At 73.2% G+C, this 20,391-nt stretch carries 17 protein-coding genes; 6 read left to right on the forward strand and 11 right to left on the reverse strand.

Annotated elements, in window-relative coordinates; genetic code table 11:
* Positions 1 to 9: 9 nt before the first annotated feature.
* The 4 genes from HHX35_RS14570 to HHX35_RS14585 form a co-directional block, all read right to left on the reverse strand.
* On the reverse strand, positions 10 to 864 hold the full coding sequence (locus HHX35_RS14570; protein ID WP_182899331.1) for an ABC transporter permease: 855 nt from the start codon (positions 862 to 864) through the stop codon (positions 10 to 12).
* Positions 865 to 868: 4 nt separating this feature from the next.
* The gene (locus tag HHX35_RS14575; RefSeq protein WP_182899332.1) at positions 869 to 1,846 is read right to left on the reverse strand and encodes an ATP-binding cassette domain-containing protein; all 978 of its coding nucleotides are present in this window, start codon (positions 1,844 to 1,846) and stop codon (positions 869 to 871) included.
* The gene (locus HHX35_RS14580) at positions 1,843 to 2,400 is read right to left on the reverse strand and encodes a PadR family transcriptional regulator (protein ID WP_182899333.1); all 558 of its coding nucleotides are present in this window, start codon (positions 2,398 to 2,400) and stop codon (positions 1,843 to 1,845) included. Before HHX35_RS14580 ends, HHX35_RS14575 begins: the two co-directional genes overlap by 4 nt.
* Positions 2,401 to 2,480: 80 nt before the next feature.
* On the reverse strand, positions 2,481 to 3,572 hold the full coding sequence (locus HHX35_RS14585; protein ID WP_259405039.1) for a magnesium and cobalt transport protein CorA: 1,092 nt from the start codon (positions 3,570 to 3,572) through the stop codon (positions 2,481 to 2,483).
* 152 nt (positions 3,573 to 3,724) lie between these two features.
* Here HHX35_RS14585 and HHX35_RS14590 point away from each other — a divergent pair, with 152 nt between their 5' ends.
* Genes HHX35_RS14590 through HHX35_RS14600 form a run of 3 tightly spaced genes read left to right on the forward strand, consistent with a single transcriptional unit; the run spans position 3,725 to position 5,771 of the window.
* On the forward strand, positions 3,725 to 4,444 hold the full coding sequence (locus HHX35_RS14590; protein ID WP_310739091.1) for a M50 family metallopeptidase: 720 nt from the start codon (positions 3,725 to 3,727) through the stop codon (positions 4,442 to 4,444).
* Positions 4,445 to 4,485: 41 nt separating this feature from the next.
* The gene (locus tag HHX35_RS14595; protein WP_182899334.1) at positions 4,486 to 5,244 is read left to right on the forward strand and encodes a MerR family transcriptional regulator; all 759 of its coding nucleotides are present in this window, start codon (positions 4,486 to 4,488) and stop codon (positions 5,242 to 5,244) included.
* Positions 5,241 to 5,771, forward strand: a complete 531-nt coding sequence (locus HHX35_RS14600) for a hypothetical protein (protein WP_182899335.1) — start codon at positions 5,241 to 5,243, stop codon at positions 5,769 to 5,771. Before HHX35_RS14595 ends, HHX35_RS14600 begins: the two co-directional genes overlap by 4 nt.
* 133 nt (positions 5,772 to 5,904) lie before the next feature.
* Here HHX35_RS14600 and HHX35_RS14605 read toward each other — a convergent pair whose 3' ends face one another.
* Together HHX35_RS14605 and HHX35_RS14610 are read right to left on the reverse strand one after the other, a co-directional pair.
* Positions 5,905 to 6,891 carry a threonine/serine dehydratase gene (locus HHX35_RS14605; RefSeq protein WP_182899336.1) on the reverse strand — a complete coding sequence of 329 codons (987 nt, stop codon included), beginning with the start codon at positions 6,889 to 6,891 and terminating at the stop codon, positions 5,905 to 5,907.
* 48 nt (positions 6,892 to 6,939) lie between these two features.
* Positions 6,940 to 7,662 (reverse strand): GntR family transcriptional regulator, encoded by a 723-nt coding sequence (locus HHX35_RS14610; protein WP_310739092.1) that lies wholly within the window; start codon positions 7,660 to 7,662, stop codon positions 6,940 to 6,942.
* Positions 7,663 to 7,800: 138 nt separating this feature from the next.
* Here HHX35_RS14610 and HHX35_RS14615 point away from each other — a divergent pair, with 138 nt between their 5' ends.
* Positions 7,801 to 9,102 carry a hydroxyacid-oxoacid transhydrogenase gene (locus HHX35_RS14615; protein ID WP_310739093.1) on the forward strand — a complete coding sequence of 434 codons (1,302 nt, stop codon included), beginning with the start codon at positions 7,801 to 7,803 and terminating at the stop codon, positions 9,100 to 9,102.
* A 63-nt stretch (positions 9,103 to 9,165) separates the two neighbouring features.
* Here the strand turns inward: HHX35_RS14615 and HHX35_RS14620 are convergent, their stop codons facing one another.
* The 3 genes from HHX35_RS14620 to HHX35_RS14630 all read right to left on the reverse strand — a co-directional run bounded on the left by HHX35_RS14620 (position 9,166) and on the right by HHX35_RS14630 (position 14,563).
* Positions 9,166 to 9,615 (reverse strand): DUF6294 family protein, encoded by a 450-nt coding sequence (locus HHX35_RS14620; protein ID WP_139574863.1) that lies wholly within the window; start codon positions 9,613 to 9,615, stop codon positions 9,166 to 9,168.
* Between the two features lie 294 nt (positions 9,616 to 9,909).
* Positions 9,910 to 13,404: an AAA family ATPase gene (locus HHX35_RS14625; RefSeq protein WP_182899338.1), complete on the reverse strand. Its 3,495-nt coding sequence runs from the start codon at positions 13,402 to 13,404 to the stop codon at positions 9,910 to 9,912.
* Between the two features lie 58 nt (positions 13,405 to 13,462).
* On the reverse strand, positions 13,463 to 14,563 hold the full coding sequence (locus HHX35_RS14630) for an exonuclease SbcCD subunit D (RefSeq protein WP_182899339.1): 1,101 nt from the start codon (positions 14,561 to 14,563) through the stop codon (positions 13,463 to 13,465).
* A gap of 127 nt (positions 14,564 to 14,690) precedes the next feature.
* Between HHX35_RS14630 and HHX35_RS14635 the strand changes: the two genes are divergently transcribed.
* Entirely contained in the window at positions 14,691 to 16,196 is a 1,506-nt protein-coding gene (locus HHX35_RS14635; RefSeq protein WP_182899340.1) for a S9 family peptidase, read from the forward strand.
* A 99-nt stretch (positions 16,197 to 16,295) separates the two neighbouring features.
* Positions 16,296 to 17,819: an LCP family protein gene (locus HHX35_RS14640; protein ID WP_182899341.1), complete on the forward strand. Its 1,524-nt coding sequence runs from the start codon at positions 16,296 to 16,298 to the stop codon at positions 17,817 to 17,819.
* Positions 17,820 to 17,931: 112 nt separating this feature from the next.
* On the opposite strand, the gene HHX35_RS14645 is transcribed toward HHX35_RS14640, so the two are convergent.
* Positions 17,932 to 18,927 (reverse strand): enolase C-terminal domain-like protein, encoded by a 996-nt coding sequence (locus tag HHX35_RS14645; RefSeq protein ID WP_182899342.1) that lies wholly within the window; start codon positions 18,925 to 18,927, stop codon positions 17,932 to 17,934.
* A 108-nt stretch (positions 18,928 to 19,035) separates the two neighbouring features.
* Positions 19,036 to 20,391, reverse strand: a complete 1,356-nt coding sequence (locus HHX35_RS14650; RefSeq protein ID WP_259405040.1) for an MFS transporter — start codon at positions 20,389 to 20,391, stop codon at positions 19,036 to 19,038.

Genomic DNA, 20,391 nt, shown 5'->3' on the forward strand with positions numbered 1-20,391 from the left:
CGGGACCGTTCAGTCCGTACGACGGAACTGGAGGACGGCCACGCCGAGCAGGACGGCGCCGATCGCGGCGACCAGGCCGAGTTCGAGCGGCACCGCCAGCCTGTGGCCGAACCAGCTCACTCCGGGGTTGAGCATCGCGTCCACCCGCGGCGGCACGTCGAGGTGGCCGAAGACCGCCCGGCGCATCGGGTCCACCGCGTACGTCAGCGGGTTGACCGTGGTCAGCACGTGCAGCCACGACGGCAGGTTGGCCAGCGGGAACATCGCGCCCGACAGGAACATCATCGGCATGATCGCCATCTGCATCACGCCGAAGAAGCTCTGCATGTTGCGCATCCTGGCGGCCAGCGTCACGCCGAACGCCGTGATCGTGAAGGCGGCCAGGAACATCTCGCCGAGCAGCGTGAGGATCAGCATCGGCGAGTACGGCACGCCGACCAGCCCCGCGAGAGCGAGGATGATCACTCCCTGCAGGCAGGCGACGACGGCGCCTCCGAGGCACTTGCCGATCACGATCGCGCCCCGGCTCACCGGCGCGACCAGCATCTCGCGCAGGAAGCCGAACTCGCGGTCCCAGACGATCGAGCCGGCCGAGAACATCGCCGTCATGATCACCGTCATGGAGATCATGCCGGGGTACATGAACGTGCGGAAGTCGACGCCGGGGATCGACCCGCGCACGAGCGTGCCGAGCCCGGTGCCCATCACGAAGAGCCACAGCACGGGCTGGACCAGCGAGGAGACGATCCTGGTGCGGTCGTTCGCGAACCGCAGCATCTCCCGGTGCAGAACCACCTTGATCGCGCGCAGGTCGTGGCCGCCGCTCGCGCGCGGCACGCTGACCCGGACCACGTCGGTCGTCATCGGCTCACCTTCCCCGCATGGCTCTCGCCCGCATCCACTGGTTGCCCGCGCCTGACGACTCGGCGTCGCGGATCGTGGAGCCGGTGTAGGACATGAAGACGTCGTCGAGCGACGGGCGCGACACACTCACCGACCGGATCGGCACGCCGAGGCCGGCGAAGAGCCGGGGCACGAACTCCTCCCCGGACGCCACCGCGAACGTCACCTGGCCCTCGCGCACGGCGGCGTCGACACCGAACCTCTCCTTGAGCAGTCCGATGGCCCGCTCGTCGTCGCCGGTCTGGATCTGCACCCGGTCCTTGCCCACGCTCGCCTTCAGCGCCTCCGGCGAGTCGATCACGACGATCTCGCCGTGGTCGATGATCGCGATGCGGTCGCAGTACTCGGCCTCGTCCATGTAGTGCGTCGTCATGAAGATCGTGATGTCCTCGCTGTGACGCAGCTTGTCGATGTACCCCCAGATGGCCGAGCGCGTCTGCGGGTCCAGGCCCACCGTAGGCTCGTCCAGAAACAGCACACGGGGCGAGTGCAGCAGGCCGCGGGCGATCTCCAGGCGGCGCTTCATGCCGCCGGAGAACGTCATGACCTTGCTGTCCTTGCGGTCCCACAGCCCGACCATCTCCAGCACCTGGCGCATCCGGTCGCCGAGCACCCCCTTCGGCACGCCGTACAGCTCGGCGTGGAAGCGCAGGTTCTGCTCGGCGGTGAGGTAGCCGTCCAGGGTCGGGTCCTGGAAGACCAGGCCGATGTTGCGGCGCACCTCGTCACGCTGCTTCACCACGTCGTAGCCCGCGACGCGCGCCGTGCCGCCCGTGGGGGTCACCAGCGTGCACAGCATGCTGATCGTGGTGGTCTTCCCCGCGCCGTTCGGTCCGAGGAAGCCGAACACCTCGCCGGGCGCCACCTCGAAGCCGACGCCCTTGACGGCCTCGACCTCGCCGTAGTTCTTGCGCAGCCCGCGCACCTCCACGGCGGGGTTCACGCGTCCTCCGCGAGGATCCGGAACATCGCCTGCCTGGTGCTCTTGAGCAGCTTCTTGGTCGCGGCGACCTGGCGGTCGTCCGCGACGTGGGTGAGGTGGACGAACGCCTCGTTGAGCTGTCCCCACAGCATCCGCAGCTCGTGCCGGTCCTCCGGCAGGCTGCGGCGCACGTCGGCCCACGGCTCGGCCCGTTCGTCGGCCTGCCGCCGCCCCTCCTCCGTCAGCCGGTACGTACGGCTGCCGCCGGCCTCCACCCCGCTGACCAGCCCCTCGTCCTCCATCTGCTGGAGGGCGGGGTAGACGGAGCCGGGGCTGGGCCTCCATACTCCGCCGCTGCGCCGCGCGATCTCCTCGATCATCTGGTAGCCGTTGCGCGGCTCCTCCGTCAGCAGGCGCAGCAGGGCCGCGCGGACGTCGCCCCGTCGTACGCGCGGGCCCAGCGCGGGCGGCACACCGAGCGGGGGTCCGGGTGGAACCGGCGGGAGCGGGAGATCGAGGTGGGGTGGCGGAGGCGGCGCGAACGGGGCCGCCGGAGGCCACATCTCGTCGTGCAACGTATCCTCCAACTATCGAGATACGTAAACGATATATCTAGATAGTTGGCACGACAAGGCCGCGCCCGGCTCCAGGAGGCTCAGAGCCAGTCGCGGCGCTTGAAGACCAGGTAGAGCGTGAGACAGACGACGCCCATGAGCATGATCGCCACGGGGTATCCGAGCAGCCAGTGCAGCTCGGGCATGTGATCGAAGTTCATCCCGTAGATCGTGCCGACCAGCGTCGGGGCGAACAGGATGGCCGCCCACGCCGAGATCTTCTTGACCTCGTCGCCCTGGGCGATGCTCGCGGCCGTGAGCTTGGTCATCTCCTCGTTCTGCTGCTGGCTGACGAGTGTGGAGTTGACGACGAGGATGTCCTGGAGCATCTGCCGGAAGCCCGCCACGCGCTCGGTGACCGTGATGGCGTGGTCGGACACGTCGCGCAGGTAGCGCTGCAGTTCCTCGTTCACGCCATATTTGGGAGAGCCCGCGATGAAGCCGTCGAGCATCGGGACCAACGGGCTGGCCGCCCGCTGGAACTCGATGACCTCCCGCGACAGGCTGTAGATGCGCCTGGGCGCGGCGGGGTCGCCGCCGAAGACCTGCACCTCGATCTCGTCGATGTCGTTCTGCAGCCCGGCGACCACCGGCGCGTAGCCGTCCACCACCGCGTCGAGGATCGCGTACAGCACGGCCTGCGGCCCCTGGCGGAGCAGGTCGGGGTCCGACTCCATGCGCCGGCGCACCTTGGACAGGTCGGGCGCCTCGCTGTGCCGTACGGTCAGCACGAAGTCGGGGCCGACGAAGACGTGCAGTTCGCCGAAGGCGACCTTCTCGGGTTTGTCGAGATACTGCGCCGCCCGCAGCACGACGAACAGCGTGTCGCCGTACCGATCGGCCTTGGGCCGCTGGTGGGCGACGATGGCGTCCTCGATGGCGAGCTCGTGCAGGCCGAACTCCTCGGCCGCCTTGATCAGCTCGGCCTCCTCCGGCCGGTAGAGGCCGATCCACGCCATCGCCTTCGGCCGCGAGCGCAGCGAGGCGATCGCGTCGCCCAGCGACAGCGGCGAGTCCACGCGCTCGCCGTCCACGTACACCGCGTTGTCGATCACGCTCTGCCTGAACGTCTCCCCCTCGTCCGCACGGGGGTCCATGGAGTGCTCGGGAGCCTGCTCCGGTTTCGCCCTCATCAGCCCACTCAATCCGCGCAGTCCACGCATACGCCGCTCAGCCACACATAGAAGGTAACCACCATCGTCACCCTTACTCAGGCGGACCGTAGGGACCGAGGACGGAAGCACGGGGAGCACGGGCCGGCGCGGCGGGCCGTACGATCTCGGGGGTGAACCCCCTGAAGCCCCTGTGGAACCACCTGACCGCCACCCAGATCGCGCCCCCGCTCTGGCTGGTCGTCCTGTCCGGGTTCGCCGCTCTCGCCGTCGTCGCCTACCCGGCGTCGTGGCACATCTCCCGCGGCCTGATCACGATCGCGCACGAGGGGGGCCACGCGCTGGTCGCGGTGCTGACCCGGCGCAAGCTGCGGGGCATCCGACTCCACTCGGACACCTCGGGCGTGACGCTCACCAGGGGCAGGCCGACGGGGCCCGGCATGATCGCCACGGCCGCGGCGGGGTACGTCGCGCCCTCCCTGATCGGGCTCGGATCGGCCTGGCTGGTCTCCGGCGGGCGGATCACGATGCTGCTGTGGGCCGTGCTCGCGCTGCTGACGTGCATGTTGCTGATGATCAGGAACTTCTTCGGCGCCGTGTCGGTGCTCGCCGTGGGCGGCGCGGTCTTCGCGCTGTCGTGGTTCGCCCCGCCCCACGTCCAGTCGGCCTGCGCGTACGCCGCCGCGTGGTTCCTGCTGCTCGGCGGTGTGCGGCCGATCCTGGAGCTGCAGACCAAGCGCCGCCTCGGCCGCGCCCCGGACTCCGACGCCGACCAGCTCGCCCGGCTGACCCGCGTGCCCGGCACGCTCTGGGTGCTGCTGTTCCTGGTCGTCTCCACCGCCGCGCTCGTCTACGGCGGCTATCTCCTCACCGCCCGCTGGCTGCCTCTGTGAGCCGTTGACCTTGACGCGACGTCAACGTCTCTAATGAGGGCATGCGGATCGGAGAACTCGCCGCGCTGGCCGGGGTGTCCACCCGTACCGTGCGGCACTACCACCACCAGGGCGTGCTGCCCGAGCCGCCGAGGCGGGTCAACGGCTACCGCGAGTACGGCCTGCGCGACGCGCTCCGCCTCGCCCGTGCCCGCAGGCTGACCGAGCTGGGCCTGTCGCTGGACGAGGTGCGCGACGTGCTGGCCGGCGACTCCGCCCGGGAGCTGCGGGAGATCCTGCTTGAGCTGGACGCCGACCTCGCCCGGCAGGAGGCGGCGATCCGGGCCAGGCGCGAGCGGCTCGCCGTGCTGCTGAGCGAGGAGTCGCCGTCGCCGGACGGAGCCGTCTCGCCGCGGATGGCCGAGTTCCTGCGGTGCCTCGAACCCGTGCGCGAGTCCCCGTTCGCGGCGGCCGACGCCGAACTGCTCGCCCTCCTCGACACCGCGGCGCAGCCGGAGGACCGGGACCGCCTGCTGGAGCTGATGCGGCCCATGACCACGCCGGAGGCGCTGGCCCGGGGCGAGGCGTTGTATCGGAGGCTGGCGGAGCTGGACCGCGCCGACCCCGCCGATCCCCGCGTCGGCGCCCTCGCCGCCGACTTCGCCGCCCACCTGCCCCGCGAGCTCGCCGCCTCACTGGCCTGCGCGATGCCCGGCGCCGGCGACCCGTTCGCCCAGGCGTTCCTCGCCGATCTGTCCCCCGCGCAGGCCGAGGTCGTACGGCAGGCCATGGCGCTGCTCACGGACGGAGAGTCGTCGTGAGGCACGCCGTGGGCTACAGCCGGGAGCAGACGCCGACGATGGCGGCGATGCTGTTCGTACTGGTCCTGGAGACCGTGGCCATGGACCTGCTGCTGCGCCGGTTCGGGCTGCCGGACGCGCCGCGCCTGGTGATCCTGGCACTCGACGCGTCGTCGGCCCTCGGCGTCCTCGGCGTCATGGTGAGCTGCGCCCGCCGGCCGCACACCGTGTCGCCGGACGGGCTGCGCCTGCGGTACGGCCGGCTGTTCAGCCTGGACGTCCCGGCGGAGCTCATCGCGTCGGCGCGGATCGACCGCCGCTACGACGAGAAGAGACTCGTGTGCCTTGCGGACGGCGAACTCGCCCTCGCGGTCTCGTCCCAGACGAACATCGTGGTCGAGCTGCGCGAACCGATCGAGGTGCCCCGCCCGCGCCGCCCTTGGACGACGGCCGCACGCTCGGCGGCGGCCGTACGGCGGGTGCGGTTCTTCGCCGACGACCCGGCGGCGGCGGTGCGGGCCGTCGGCGCGCTCACGATGGTGTACTGATGGTCAGCGTGGACGACGGCGTCACCTGTCGGAGACAAGCTCGGCCAGGTGATGCAGCGAGTTGATGAGATGCTCAGGGCCGAACGGCGGGAACCGGATGCCTCGCTCCCGGTTGCCGAACACGGCCCAGGGCTCACGACGACGCGACCGGTTCCGCCTCACCGGCCGCGAGGACGGACGCGAGCGCGGCGACGGTGATGTTGCGGCCCGAGACCACCGCCACGACCCGTCCGTACGCGGCGACCTTCCCGGCGAGCAGGGCGGCGACCGGCACCGCTCCCGCGCCCTCGGCCACGTATCCACGCTCGGCGGCCAGGTAGCGCAGCGCGGCGCGGATCTCGTCCTCGGTCACCGTGACCAGTTGATGCACATATCGCGCGACGAGGCCGACGGTGACCGATCCGGGCTCGATGTTCCCGGCCAGGCCGTCGGCGAGGGTCGGGCCGACCTCGACGGGCACGCGGCGGCCCGCGGCGACCGCCGCGGACACGGCGGTGGAGGCCGCGGCCTCCACGCCGACGACGCGTACGTCCGCGCGGCCCGCGGCCCACAGCGCCAGCCCGGAGGCGAGCCCTCCGCCCCCGACCGGGCACACCACGGTCAACGGCCCGTCGAGCTGCTCGTCCAGCTCGTGTCCGATCGTGCCCTGACCCGCGATGACGTACGGATCGTTGTAAGCCGATATGTAGCACCACCCCGGCGCCTCGGCGAGCGCGAGCGCGTGTTCCTCCGCCTCGTCGAAGCTCTCTCCGGCGCACACCAGGTCGACGTCCAGGCGGCGCAGCCGGTCCGTCTTCGCCGCCGAGGCGGTCCTCGGGACCACCACCGTGGCCTTGCCGCCGAGCGCGTTCGCGGCGAAGGCGACGCCCAGCCCGTGGTTGCCGGCCGACGCCGTCACCACACGGGATGCGGGTGCGGCGGCCACGGCGTTGAGCGCGCCGCGGACCTTGAACGACCCCGTGGGCTGCAGGCTCTCCAGCTTCAGCGCGGGATCGCCGGCCGTGCCCGCGCCGAGGTCCACCGGTGTGGGGCGCAGGTGGGCCCGCACCACCCGCCTGGCGTTCTCCAGATCGTCGTGCCGGGGGATGACGACGGTTCGTACCGATCGGTTCTGGTCCATGTTCCGATCATGTGCGCGGTCGCTCGTCGATGCGGCCCGCCCGGTCCTTTACGTTGTAGATTCGTCTGTTGCGTCGCGGATGAGGGCGATGTCGGCGGGGTCGGCGGGCCGGCCGTTCTCGGCGGCGGCCTGGGCCACGAGGAGCTCGCCGGTGTGGGCCACGTGGCCGCGCATCGCCGCGGCGGCGGCGTCCGGGTCGCCCCCGAGGACGGCGGCGAGGATCGGCTCGTGCTCCGCGGCGACGTCCGCCAGCGAGCGGGAGCGGTCCACGGTGGAGGCGCCCAGCGTCACCGTGGCGTCCCTGAGCCCGGCGACGACCTCCGCGAGGCGCCGGTTGGCCCCCGCGGCGAGGATCGCGTCGTGGAACGCCCGGTCGTGCCGCATGAACCGCGGCTCGTCGTGGTCGGCCGCCGCGGCGCGCATGGCCTCCAGCTCCTCACGCAGCGCGCGGGCGAGGCCTGGACCGGCATGGCGGGCCGCCCGCCTGGTCGCCGGCACCTCGAGCAGCAGCCGCAGGTGGAACACCTCGGCGATCTCCCTGGGGTCGCGGCGCAGCACCCGGAAACCCCGGCTCCGCTCGAACCGCACCAGGCCGGCCTCCGCCAGCCGGAGCATCGCCTCGCGTACGGGGGTGCGGGAGACGTTGAGCTGCTCGGCCAGCCGATACACCGAATAGAGCTCTCCCGGCCGCAGCTCCCCCGTGTGGATGGCCTCCCTGACCGCCTCGATGACCTGCTCGGTGAGACTGGACGTGCCGGCGACCGCTCGCACCGTCTGACCACCCTCCGGGAATGGGCTCGCCCGCGTACGGCGGCGCATTGACATGCAGCATGCTACATGCCAGGTTGCCCATCGGGTGTGCCGTGCGCCGCGTACGCATCCCCGGCCTGTGCCCTCATGACCCGGCGAGTGAAAGGCCCCGCGATCGTGATCGTGCCGAGCAACCCCGAGTCCGTCTTCACGTACGGCGCGCCCGCCCTGAAGTTCGGCCCCGGCGCGTCCGCCGAGATCGGCTTCGACCTCGGGCAGTACGGCGTGCGCCGCGCGCTGGTGATGACCGACGCGGGCGTGGCGGCGACGGGCGCCCCGGCGCGGATCGCCGAACAGATCGCCGGGTTCGGCATGCACGCGGAGGTGTACGACGGCGTGCACGTCGAGCCCACCGACGAGAGCCTGCTCGCGGCGATCGGGCACGCCCGCGCGAGCGGGCCGTGGGACGCCTTCGTCGCCGTCGGCGGCGGGTCGAGCATCGACACGGCCAAGGCCGTCAACCTGCTGACGACGAATCCGGGCGAGCTGATGGACTACGTCAACGCGCCGATCGGCGCCGGGCGCGCCCCCTCCCGGCCGCTCAAGCCGCTGGTCGCGGTGCCCACGACCACGGGCACCGGCTCGGAGAGCACCACGATCTGCGTGCTCGACGTGCTCGGCCTGAAGGTCAAGACGGGGATCAGCCACGCCCGCCTCCGTCCCGTGCTGGCCGTCGTGGACCCGGACCTCACGATGACGCAACCGCCCGAGGTGACCGCCGCGGCGGGGATGGACATCCTCTGTCACGCCCTGGAGAGCTACACCGCCCGGCCGTACACCTCCTACGAGCGCATGCGGCCGGAGGAGCGCGTGCCGTACTGCGGGTCGAACCCGGTGGCGGACATGTGGTCGGAGCAGGCGATCCGGCTGCTCGCGGGCTCGTTCCGCACCGCCGTACGGCACGGCGACGACGTGGAGGCGAGGGGCGCGATGGCGCTGGCGGCGACGTTCGCGGGGCTCGGGTTCGGCAACGCGGGTGTGCACATCCCGCACGCCAACGCCTATCCGATCGCGGGCCGGGTGAAGGACTTCCACCCGCGGGGCTATCCCGGCGTCGAGCCGATGGTGCCGCACGGAATGGCCGTGGCGCTGACCGCGCCGGAGGCGTTCCGGTTCACCTTCGAGGCGGCCCCTGCACGGCACCTGCGCGTGGCCGAGCTGCTCGATCCCACGGCGGCCGTGCCTGACGAGCCGGCGGAGTTCCTGCCCGGCGTGCTGAGCGCGCTCATGCGCGACGTCGGCATCCCGAACGGCATCGGCGGGGTGGGATACGCGGAGGCCGACGTGCCGGCGCTGGTGGAAGGGGCGATGAAGCAGCAGCGGCTGCTCACCACCTCTCCCAGGCCCGTGCGGGAGGAGGACCTCGCCGGCATCCTGACCCGTTCGCTCGCCCTTTGGTGAGCCCGGCCCGTCCGGCCCTCTCCCCGCCCGTCGCTCCGGCGGGTCCTCGGCGGTGGCCGACGCTCAGCAGTGCTTGCTCAGCGACATCCCCTTGATCAGGGGGTACAGGCTGGGGTCGAACCTGCCTTCGGCCAGCCATCGATACTTCCGCGGCCAGGCGAGGGGCAGGTTCTTGACGAACTTGGTGCTGGTGCTGCCGGGTATGCGTATGTCGGCGAGCAGTGCGCCGTTCTCGTCCTTGAGATGTGCCCACATCAGCCAGGCGTCGTCACCCGACATGCTGGTGAGCGTGGCGTCGAACCAGGCCGTGCCGTCCGGATAGAGCGTCCATGTCGGGGCCGTCCAGCCGGCGCCGCCGCTGTACATCGTGCAGTCACCCGCGGTGGAGCCGTGCTTCCATGTGAACGTCTTGTAGCCGGCGGACGCGTTGGCCGTTCCCGTGGGGAGCGACAGGCCGAGGGCGAGGGCGCCCACGGTGACGACCATGACCGTGCTCCTGCGGATGCTCTTCATGACATGCTCACCTCTCATCGGTCGCTGTGCCGCTCAGCCGGTCTGGCGGAGCCCCGTGGTGGACACCGCGGGCCTTGCACACCGTTGATAGGTCCGCACGGTTGCAGAGTGCTTGACCTTCTCTTGCCCGTGACCGCTCTTGCCCCTGACCCGGGCCGCCGGACTGCGGGAGCGCCGCGGGCGGGGAGGTCAGCCGGCGGGTTGCGGTCCTCAGGATGCGGGCGTCGTGCCGGTTGGGCGCCTCACCCCCACGGCAGGCGGAACCGCCTGAACGAGGGGCTCCGGCGGCTTTGCTCAGCGGTGCGACAGGGTGGAGCCGGAACGGCCCTTGACCACGCGGAGCTGGGCGGGGATGCGCACCCGAAGCTCGGCGACGTGGCTGACCACGCCGACCGCCCGGCCGCCCTCGCGCAGGCCGTCGAGGATGTCGAGCACGTCGTCGAGCGTCTCGTCGTCGAGGGTGCCGAAGCCCTCGTCCACGAAGAGGCTGCCGATCTCCGCGCCGCCCGCCTCGGCGGTCACCACGTCGGCCAGCCCCAGCGCCAGGGCGAGTGAGGTGATGAAGCTCTCGCCGCCGGAGAGCGTGGCCGGGTCGCGTTCCACGCCGGTCCAGGCGTCGAGCACGCGCAGGCCCAGTCCGCCGCCCGACCGGCCCCGGTCACCCGCGGACCGGTTCAGGTCGTGCCGCAGCAGGTAGCGCCCGCTCGACATGCGGTCGAGGCGCTCGTTCGCCGCGTCGACGACCTGGCTGAGGCGCTCGCCCAGCACGTACGCCGACAGCCTCATGTGCCACCGGTTGTCGCCGGACGTGCCGGTCGCCAGTTCGGCGAGCCGGCGCGCCAGGCGGTGCCGTTCCTCGGCGGGCCGGTAGGCGCGCAGCGCCGCGTCCAGTTCGCCGGCGAGCCCCGTGAGCTGGTCGAGCCTGCCTTTCGCCCGGTCGCACGCCGAGGTGCGGGCGGTGTGGTCCCGCTCGGTCCGCTCGTGGCCGGCTTCCAGCTCCGGCAGGTCCGCGGCGGGCTCGGCCGCCGCCGCGACCAGTTCGGGATCGGCGAGCAGCCCCTCGACCGTGGCCCGTTCGGCGTCCAGGTGTCCCAGCCGCTCGGACATCGCCTCCCGCTCCTCCGGCGTGCGCACGGCGGCCGCCGCGTGCTCCACGCTCGCGAACCCCTCCCCGCCGGCGGCCCTGGCCGCCTCGGCCAGGGCGGTCTCGCTCTCGCGGTCGGCGGCGGCGGCCGCGGCCGCCGACTCGGCGGCCTCTCTGAGCAGGTCCGCCTCCTCGCCCAGCCGGTCGAGGCGGGCGGCGAGCGAGGGGTCCTCGCCCCGGGCGGCGTCGATCACCTCGGCCAGCCTGCGCTCGTCGGTCTTCAGCCCGTCCCTGTGCGCGCGTGCCTCGGCGAGCGCCGCGCCGGTGCGCGCGGCCCGCGCACCCAGCTCCTCCAGCTCGGCGGCGAGCCGGGCGGCGCGGGCGGTCAGATCCTCCTCTGCCGCGGCCAGAGACCGGGCGCGTTCCAGGTCCGCCTCCGCCGTCGCGAGGTCGCCCTGCAGACCGGCGGCGAGCCGCTCCCCCTCCGCGAGCAGGGCGTCCCGCCTGGTCCTGATCTCGGTCAGCAGCCCGGTCAGCTCCGCGGCCCGCTCTCGGGCCGACTCCAGCTCCGCCGCGAGCCGCCCGGCCTCCGCCTCGGCAGCCGTGACCGCCGTCTCGGCGGCGCGCAGCCGCGCCAGCTCCTCGCGGGCGTCCGCGAGGGCGGCGGACGCGTCCTCCTGGGACAGGTCGGCGGCGCGCGCCGCCGCGTCGCCGAGCCGCGACGAGAGGGCGGCGACGCTCGTCTCCGCCTCCTCGCGGGCCCGCTGCGCGGCCTCGAACGCCTCCTGCGCCGCCTGCTCGTCGTCCGCGGTCGCGGCCCGTCCGGCGGGTGCGGCGGGACGGGGGTGCTCGGTGGCGCCGCAGACGGCGCAGGGCGCCCCGGCCACGAGCCCGGCCGCCAGTTCGGCGGCCATCCCGTCGATCCTGGCCTGGCGGACCTCCTGAAGCCGGTCGCGACGCTCCTGGGCCAGGTCGACGGCCGCGCGCCGGTCGTGCTCGGCCCGCTCAAGATCGGCGGTCAAGGCGTCGCGCAACCGCGCCGCCTCCAGCCGCTCCCCCGCCATGTGAGCGGCGGCCTCCAGCGCGGGGACGCGCGCGGCCATGTCGCGTAAGCCCCTGAGCCGCTCCTCGGCGCCGGCCAGCGACTCCGGCAGCTCGGCCTGCGCGGCCAGGGCCCGCACCTCGTCCTCGGCGAGCCGCGCCAGTTCGGCGTCCAGCAGCGCGGCCTGCCCGGTGACCTCCCGCAGCCGGAGCGCGGTGTCCCTGGCGGCCGTCAGGCCCGGCAGGCTCGCCGCCGCCGTGCGCGCCCGGGCGAGCCGTTCCTCGGCGTCGAGCCGCTCGGCGGGCAGGGCCGCGAGCCGCCGGGTCAGCTCCGCCTCCTCCTCGGTCAACTCCGCCAGCCCGCGTTCGGCGTCCGCGCGCTCGCTTCGCACCTGCCGCAGGCGCGCCTCCTCCGGAAGGATCTGACGCACCCGGGCGACCTCGTCGCGCCGCTCCCGCTCCAGCACGGCCAGCCGCTCCGGGTCCGTCCGCTCCGTGTCTATCCGCTCCGGGTCCGTCCGCTCCGTGTCTATCCGCTCCGGGTCTATCCGCTCCGGGTTCGGCCACTCCGCGCCCGGCCGTTTCACGCCCGGTTCCCCGTTGAGCCCCGGCCCGCGGCCGGGTAGCGCGCGGAGCACGGCGTCGGCCGCCACCCGCCGCGCCTTGGCGGCGGCCTCCGCCCGCTGGGCGGCCTGCCGGATCAGCGGCGCAACCCGATCGGCCCGGGCGGCCTCGTCGAGCATCGCCTCCAGATCCGACCGCTCGTCCGCCGCCGCGTCGAGCTCCTGCCGCCGGGCGAGGGCGGCGGCGTGCCTGCGCTGCCGGTCGGCCAGGGCCCTGCCCTCCTCCAGGCGGGCGCGGGCCGACAGCAGCGCCTCCTGGCTCGCCGCGCGGGCCGCGACCGCGTCGGCGAGCGCCCCGCGGGCGAGGTCGAGCACCTCCCCCGCCCAGACCGCGGGGTCGCCGGCGTCCTCGGGCAGCGGCAGGTCGTCGCCCGCCGCGCCGCGCATGCGGTCGAGCACCGACTCGACCCGCTGGCCCAGCTCCTGCGCCTCCCGCCACGTGCGCGTGCGGTGGTCGGCCAGCCACCGCTCCATGTCGCCGAACACCCGTACGGAGAACAGCCGCTCCAGCAGCTCCCGCCGCTCCTCGCCGCCGGCCCGCAGGAACTTCGCGAACTCGCCCTGCGGCAGCATCGCGACCTGGCAGAACTGGGCCGCGGTCATGCCCGTCAGCGTGTTCACGAAGTCGCCGGCCTCGTCGCTGCGGGTGCTGCGCACGATCCACTGCCCGCCGGGCTCGGTCAGCTCCTCGATCCGGGCCTTGGCCTTCTCCTCAATCAGGCCGGAGCCCCGCAGCTTCGGCCGCATCCAGGCGGGCGAACGGGTGATGCGCAGGCGCCTGCCCCGGATCGTCAGCTCCAGCGTGACCGACGGCCCGCGGTCGGGCGGCGCGTGGTCGCAGCGCAGGCTCCTGGCGCTCTCCCGCTGGCCGGGCACCCTGCCGTACAGGGCGTAGCAGACGGCGTCGAGCACGGTCGTCTTGCCGGCGCCGGTCGGCCCGTGGATCAGGAACAGGCCCGCCTCGCCGAGCGCGTCGAAGTCGACCTCCTCCGCCCCGGGAAACGACCCGAACGCGACCAGGCGCAGCCGATGCAGCCTCACCGGACCTCCTCACTCGCCATGGTCCGGGCGGGCCGCCGGTGCCCGCCGATTCGCTCGCTCATGCGCTCTCCTTGATACGGCACGCCTCGACCGCCTCCCGCAGCAGGCGCCGTTCGTCGTCGTCCGCGGGCTCACCGCGGACCTCGCGGACGAAGTCGAGCGCCACCTCGATCTCGGCCCGGCCGGCGATTCTCGCCCGGCCCGCCGGTCCCTCCGGCACGCCGTCCGGCTGGAAGGCGAGCGCCAGCGTGTGCGGGAAGCGCCGGCGCAGGCGCTCCATCGCCTCGCGCGGCCGCACCGGATCGGTCAGCGTCACCTGCAGCCAGTGGTCCTCGTACCGCTCGAAGCGGCCGTCGGTCAGCAGGTCGTCGATGCGGCCCCGCACCGTGCTCACCGGCCGGGGCACGGGGGCGGGGACGAACTCCGTCCGGCCCGTGTCGAGGTCGGCCAGCCAGGAGCCCTTGGTGTGGCCGGCCTCGGAGAAGGAGTAGGCGATCGGCGAGCCGCTGTAGCGGACCGTCTCGCTCATCACCTGACGGCCGTGCAGGTGCCCCAGCGCCACGTAGTCGACCCCGGAGAACGCGCTCAACGGCACGTGCGAGACCCCGCCGACGCTGATGTCCCGCTCGCTGTCGCTGGCCTCTCCCCCGGTGACGAACGCGTGGGCGAGCACGACCCTGCGCGCCGCCGGATGCGCCCGCACACGCTCCATCGCGTACGTGACGGCGGCGGTGTGGCTGCGCTCGGCCAGCTCCCACGGCCCCCTGACCAGCTCGGGCTCGAGGTAGGGGATGCCGAAGAAGGCCACGTCGTCGATCACGACCGGCTCCCAGGCCCTGCCGGGGTCGGTGCGCAGGTGCACCCGCTCCATGAGGTCGGCGCCGAAGCCCAGCCGTACGGCGGAGTCGTGGTTTCCGCTGATCAGCACGGTGTGCACGCCGAGGGCCTTGAGCCTGCCCAGCGCCTCGTTGCACAGCGCGACCGCGTCGACGGGAGGCAGGGCACGGTCGTAGACGTCGCCGGAGACCACCACGACGTCCACGCGCTCGGCCCGCACGGTCTCGACCAGGTGGTCGACGAACGCGGCCTGGGCGCCGAGCAGGCTCTCGCGGTGGAACGACCGGCCGAGATGCCAGTCGGAGCTGTGCAGGACACGCATGTCGCAGGAAGCTAACAGGTCCCGCCGACAAACGCGGCCCCAACCGCCCCTCTGGTGCACGACGCAAAGGAGGAGTAATGACTTAGCCTGGGTTCGGTATCGCGAGTACGCATGGGGGAGCGGCCTCATGAACGTCGGCCGGGGCACTCTCGGGGTGATCGCCGGTGTGCTGATGGTGGTGCTCGCCGCCGTCGGTTACATCCTCTCCCCACCGGCCTTCGATCCCCCACCTCTGTCCACTTCGCCCCAGTTTCGCGACTTACCTCCCCAGCCCGCCGGCGAAGCGCGGCCGGTCACCCGCACCGACCGGTTCCGTACCGAGTCGCTGCTCGTGCCGGCGAAGAACGAGACGCTGAAGGCGACGATCAGGGCGCCCCTGTCCCCGGGACGCCATCCCGCGATGGTGTTCGTGCAGGGCTCGGGGTCGGGCGACGGCGGGGAGTTCACCCAGCAGGCCGAGTGGCTGGCCCAGGCGGGCATCGTGACGCTGGCCTACGACAAGCGGACGGTGGGCTACTCCTTCCGCAGCCGCGATTTCGGCCTGCTCGCCGACGACGCCCTGCGCATGCTGCGGGTGCTGCGCGGGCGGCCCGACGTCGACCCGGCGCGTGCCGGCCTGTGGGGCGTCAGCGAGGGCGGCTGGGTCGTCCCGATCGCCGCCGAGCGTGATCCGCAGGCCGCGTTCGTGGTCCTGGTCTCCTCTCCGAACGTCTCACCGCTGCGCCAGGTCGCCTGGGCGCTGAACGAGCAACTGCTGCGCCTGCACGCCCCGACCGGCGTACGCGACCTGCTCACCCGGGCGATGGGCGGGGTCGGCTTCGACTTCCTGCGTTACGACGGGGTGCCCGCCCTGCGCGGGATCACCCAGCCCGTCCTCGCGCTGTACGGCACCGACGACCCGTCCATCCCGTTCGTGGAGAGCACCGAGACGCTCACCGGCGCCCTGGCCGAGGGCGGCAACACCGACTACACGATCCGCTTCCTCGCCGGAGCCGACCACGCCATGCGGATCCGCGGCGGGTCGTACGCGGCGGACTACCTGCCCACGCTGGCCAACTGGATGAAGGACCTGCCGCGTACGGCCAGGTCCCCGGTGGCGATCGCGGGGGCGACGCCGGTGCAGCGCTTCGAGGCGGCCGACGTGCCGGCCGCGCCGTGGTGGGGGGACAGCACGATCCTCTGGCTCACGCTCTGCCTGGCCGCAGTGGGGTACGTCGCGGCGCCGGTCACCGAGATGGTCGTCCGGCTGCGCGGGCGCGACCTGCGGCTGCAGGCCAGGGTGGAGGCCAACGTGCAACTGTGGCCGGCCATCCGGCGGCGGCTGCGCCGGATGGCCTGGACCGGCCTCGGGGAGCTCGCCGCCGTCCTGGCGTTCATCACGCTCATCGTGCTGTTCTCGGTCAACCAGGCCGGCGCCTGGCCCGCCGTGCAAGCCGGATGGCTGGTCGTGCGCCTGCTCGCCATCCTGATGCTCGTGCAGACGGTCACGACGTTCGCGGCGGTGGTCGGCGGCCTGCGGGACGGCTGGGAGCCGACGCCCTGGCAGAAGAGCGTGCTCGCCGGCGTGCTCGGCGGGACCGCGCTGCTGCTGCTGACCGCCGCCTACTATGGCCTGTTCGCCTTCCCCTGGTAGGTCGAGCCCCAGGTCGAGCCTTGGTCAAATGCCGGTATGGACTGCTCCGGCTCGGGCCGGTCACGGGCTTTCTGCGGCCGGTGTCGCTTCAATTGACGCGTGGTCACCCCTGATCTGGCACCTCGGAACGGCGCCTCGCCGGCGACGCGTCGCAGCGGGCCGGTGTTCAGAGCCGCCGCGCTCATCGGCTGGGTGGCGCTGTCGGCGGTGCTGCCCGGCGCGGCCCACCTGCGCGCGGGCCGGTGGCGCACCGGGCTGCTCCTGCTCGGCGGCTACCTGACCGTGGTCGTCGCCGTCGCGTGCGTGGCCGTCGGCGCGGACGCGGGCCTCGCCGGGCGCGCGCTGGGCTGGCTGGGCCAGATCTCACTGGTGTTCGCGGCCTGTGCCGTCGCCTGGTTCTGGCTGGTCGTCCGTTCGTACGTCGTCCTGCGTCCCGGGCGGCTGCCCCGCAAGGGGCAGATCCTCACCGGGCTGGTCGCGGGCGTGCTCGCGGTCGTCGTCGCGGTGCCGTTCGCGATCGCCGCCCGGTATGTCCGCGTGTCCGAGCAGACCCTCGACTCGCTGTTCGCCGCGCAGGGCGGGACCGCCCAGGCGGGCGGCGCCGTACGCCGGGACGATCCGTGGGCGGGCCGCGACCGGGTCAACGTGCTCCTGCTCGGTGGCGACTGGGGCGACAACCGGATCGGGATGCGCACCGACAGCATCAACGTCGCCAGCGTGGACGTGCGGACCGGCAACACCGTGCTGCTCGGCCTGCCGCGCAACCTGGAGCACGTCCGCTTCCCCCCGGGCAGCGCCATGGCCGCCCGGTTCCCCTTCGGTTTCCAGCTTCCGGAGTATCGCCCCGGCTGGCGCGAGGACCTGCTGTTCTCGGTGTGGCAGTACGCCGACGACCACCCCGAGCTGTTCGGCGGGCGGCGGCACATGGGCGCCGAGGTCCTCAAGGAGACGGTCGGCCACATCCTGGGCCTGCGGATCGACTGGTACGCCCTGGTCAACATCTGGGGCTTCGCGAAGATGATCGACGCTCTCGGCGGGCTCGTGGTGGCGGTGGACCGCGACATCGTGTACGGCCTGCACAACGAGGGCACCGTCAGGGCGGGCACCCGGCGGCTGAACGGCACCGAGGCGCTGTGGTACGCCCGCTCCCGCACCTTCAGCGACGACTTCGACCGGATGCACCGGCAGCGCTGCGTCCTCGGGGCCCTGCTCTCGCAGGCCGACCCGGCCACGGTGCTGACGCGGTTCACCGAGATCGCGGCGGCCACGCGCAGGATCATCAGCACCGACGTGCCCCGGCCCATGCTGGAGCACCTGGTGCCGCTGGCCTGGAAGGTCAAACACGCCACGATCACCAGCCTGCAGTTCGTGCCGCCCCTGATCAACACCGCCTATCCCGACTGGGACCGGATCCGGCTGCTCACGGCCAGGGCGATCCGCGCCTCGGTCCACGCCCAGGCCGGCCCTTCCGCCACGCCGTCCGGCTCCCCGCCCGCACTGGGGCCGCACCGGCACCGGCACTCCCTGCCGCCGCCCTCCCCCACGCCCGTGCTGCCGCCGCCGGGGACGCCCAGCCCGATCGACGACGGCTGCGGGGCGCCGCACACGGCGATGGCACGCTGAGCCCGTCTCTTCCCGAAGGCCGGGGCGGGGTTCTCCTCGCCGAAGCCGGCCGCGTGACCGATGAAAGGCGGGTTCCTGGGAGGTCACCCGTTCGCTGCGTGCGTCGTCGCCGTCAGACGCGGAACGACTCGCGGGCCATGCGGCGCACCCGGTCCTCGTCCACCGTGTGCCCGAGACCGGGCTGGGTGAGCGGCACGGCGACGACCCCGCCGGACGCGCCGACCGGCGGGAGCACCACCTGGGCGCTTCGCGGCGGCTCGGCCACGTCGCTGGGCAGGGAGCAGCCGGGCAGGCTGGCGACGGCGACCGTCGCGGCCCGGGCCAGCCCCGCGCCGAGGCCGCCGGCGCAGACGATGTCCCACCCGGCCTCCACCGCGCGGTCGTGCGCGAGCCGTACGGCGCCGAGCGAGCCGAACTTCGCGGGGCGCAGCAGCAGCGCCCGGCCCGCGTTGAGGCTCACCGCCTCGTCGAGGTCGGACACGGAGGTCACCTCGACCGCGACCGCGGCGGACACCCGGTCCTGCAGGTCGGCGCTGGTCAGCAGGTCCTTGAAGGGGCGTTCGATGGCCACCACCCCGTAGGCGTCCAGCGCCTCCAGCTGCGCGATCTCCGTGTAGGCGCCGCGCCCGTCCACCGCGATGGCCAGCCCGGGATAGGCGGCGCGCACGGCGCGCAGCGGCTCGACGTCCCAGCCGGGGTGGACGTCCAGCGTCACGTGGCCGTAGCCCGCGCAGACGTGCCGGTTCACCCGGGCGACCATGCTCTCCAGGGACCGGTCCGCCGCCAGCCTGACGGTCGCGATCAGCGACGTGCGGCTGCCGCCGAGGGCGTGGGAGAGCGGGACGCCGTTCATGCGGCCCCACAGGTCCCAGCAGGCCATGTCACCGGCCGCGCCGCCTGGGATCTCCCCCAGCTCCGAGGGGTGCTCCCAGTCGATGCCGACGAGCGCGGGCAGGCCCCGCTCGAGCGGGCCGGCCTCGGCGGGATCGACGGCCTCGCCCCAGCCGACCATGCCGCCGTAGTCCGTGATCTTTATCAGGACGGTCTCCGGACGCCTGCCGTACGGCAGGGTCATCCTGAAGACCTCCAGCTCCCGGACACGCGGCACTCGGATCCCCTCGCTTCTTCCCCCGGATCCCGCCGAAGGCCGTCCCGGCGGCGCCTCGGGTGCGCTGCGTCCGGCCGGCCTGCTCCACGGCGGGATTCCCGGGATTCCCTAGACCTCCATGGTGCCCGCTTCGCGGCGGTGCTCGAAACGGCCGCCGACGAGAGTGGCCGTGCCCGCCATGACGACGAGCAGGCCCAGGCACGTCACGTAGACCCACGGCCGGCCCCCGTACGCGGCGAAAACGGCCCCCGTGATCGCGACGGCGACGACGGAGAAGACCGACTCGCCGATGCTCAGCGACGCGCTGTTGCGGCCCTCCTCCCCCGGCGCGGACAACTCCAGCACCAGCACCGACAACGTCGGGAAGACCATTCCGATGCCCAGGCCCGCCACCACCCAGCCCGCGAAGACCACGACGGCCGGCGTGGCGGGGATGACGATCAGAGCGGTGACGCAGATGCCGACGGCGATCAGCGTCGCGCCGATGCGGATGGTCAGCGCCCGCGCGTGGGGCCGGCGGCCCTGGATCCACGAGCCGAGCGACCAGGCCAAGGCCCCTCCGGTGAGCGCGAGCCCGGCCTCGGCCGTGTTCAGGCCCCGCTCCTGCACCAGCATCAGCGGGACGAACACCTCGGCGGCGAAGAACGACCCGGCCGCCAGGCCGCGCAGCGCGATCACGGTGGGCAGCCCGCGCGCCGCCCGCAGCGTCCCCTTGGGCAGCAGTTTCGGCAGCGCCAGCGCGAGGACCGCCACTCCGGCGACCGCCAGGACGATCCCCGCACCCGCCGCGCCGCTGCCGTACTGCAGCAGGGCCGCGCCGATCGCGGCGCACACGCCCCAGGCGAACCGGGGCAGGAAGGCCCGGCCCATCGGCTCCCTCGGCTGCCCGCCCGTGGCGGGCAGTCCCCGCCACATGATCAGCGCGGCGGGGACCGACAGCACCGCCACGCCCAGGAAGATCAAGCGCCAGCTCCAGGTCTCCGCCACGAAGCCGGTGACGGCCGGCCCGACCACGGACGGCAGCACCCACGCCGCGGCCAGCGCGGAGAACACGCGCGGGTGCATGGCGGAGGGGTACGCCTGGGCGACGAGGACGTACAGCGCCACGTTGAACAGGCCGCCGCCGAGTCCCTGGAGGAAGCGCCCGACGAGGAAGACCTCCATGGCGGGCGCGAACCCGGAGACGGCCAGCCCGGCGACGAATCCCGCCACTCCCGTCCACAAGGCGGGGAACGGCCCCCGTGCGTCGCTCCAGCGCCCGCCGACCACCGTGGCGATGACGTTGGCCGCCATGCCGCCGCTGAAGGCGAGGCCGTACAGGTGGTAGCCGTTCAGCTCGCGGCCGATCAGGGGCATCGCGGTGGCCACCGCCAGATATTCGAACGCCACGAGCATCACCAGGGCCACGATCCCGACGCTCAGGGCACGGTAGCGCTGACTGAAGACGGCTGCTGGGGCGGTCAT

The organism is Microbispora sp. H10830 (assembly GCF_014161375.1).
GTDB lineage: Bacteria > Actinomycetota > Actinomycetes > Streptosporangiales > Streptosporangiaceae > Microbispora > Microbispora catharanthi.

What these genes read in the sequence shown, in the direction of transcription:
- HHX35_RS14585 (WP_259405039.1), bottom strand. Translation starts at nt 3,572, where the DNA reads ATGAGGGCGAAACCGGAGCAGGCTCCCGAGCACTCCATGGACCCCCGT.
- HHX35_RS14630 (WP_182899339.1), bottom strand. Translation starts at nt 14,563, where the DNA reads ATGCGTGTCCTGCACAGCTCCGACTGGCATCTCGGCCGGTCGTTCCAC.
- HHX35_RS14570 (WP_182899331.1), bottom strand. Translation starts at nt 864, where the DNA reads ATGACGACCGACGTGGTCCGGGTCAGCGTGCCGCGCGCGAGCGGCGGC.
- HHX35_RS14635 (WP_182899340.1), top strand. Translation starts at nt 14,691, where the DNA reads ATGAACGTCGGCCGGGGCACTCTCGGGGTGATCGCCGGTGTGCTGATG.
- HHX35_RS14605 (WP_182899336.1), bottom strand. Translation starts at nt 6,891, where the DNA reads ATGGACCAGAACCGATCGGTACGAACCGTCGTCATCCCCCGGCACGAC.
- HHX35_RS14595 (WP_182899334.1), top strand. Translation starts at nt 4,486, where the DNA reads ATGCGGATCGGAGAACTCGCCGCGCTGGCCGGGGTGTCCACCCGTACC.
- HHX35_RS14650 (WP_259405040.1), bottom strand. Translation starts at nt 20,391, where the DNA reads ATGACCGCCCCAGCAGCCGTCTTCAGTCAGCGCTACCGTGCCCTGAGC.
- HHX35_RS14620 (WP_139574863.1), bottom strand. Translation starts at nt 9,615, where the DNA reads ATGAAGAGCATCCGCAGGAGCACGGTCATGGTCGTCACCGTGGGCGCC.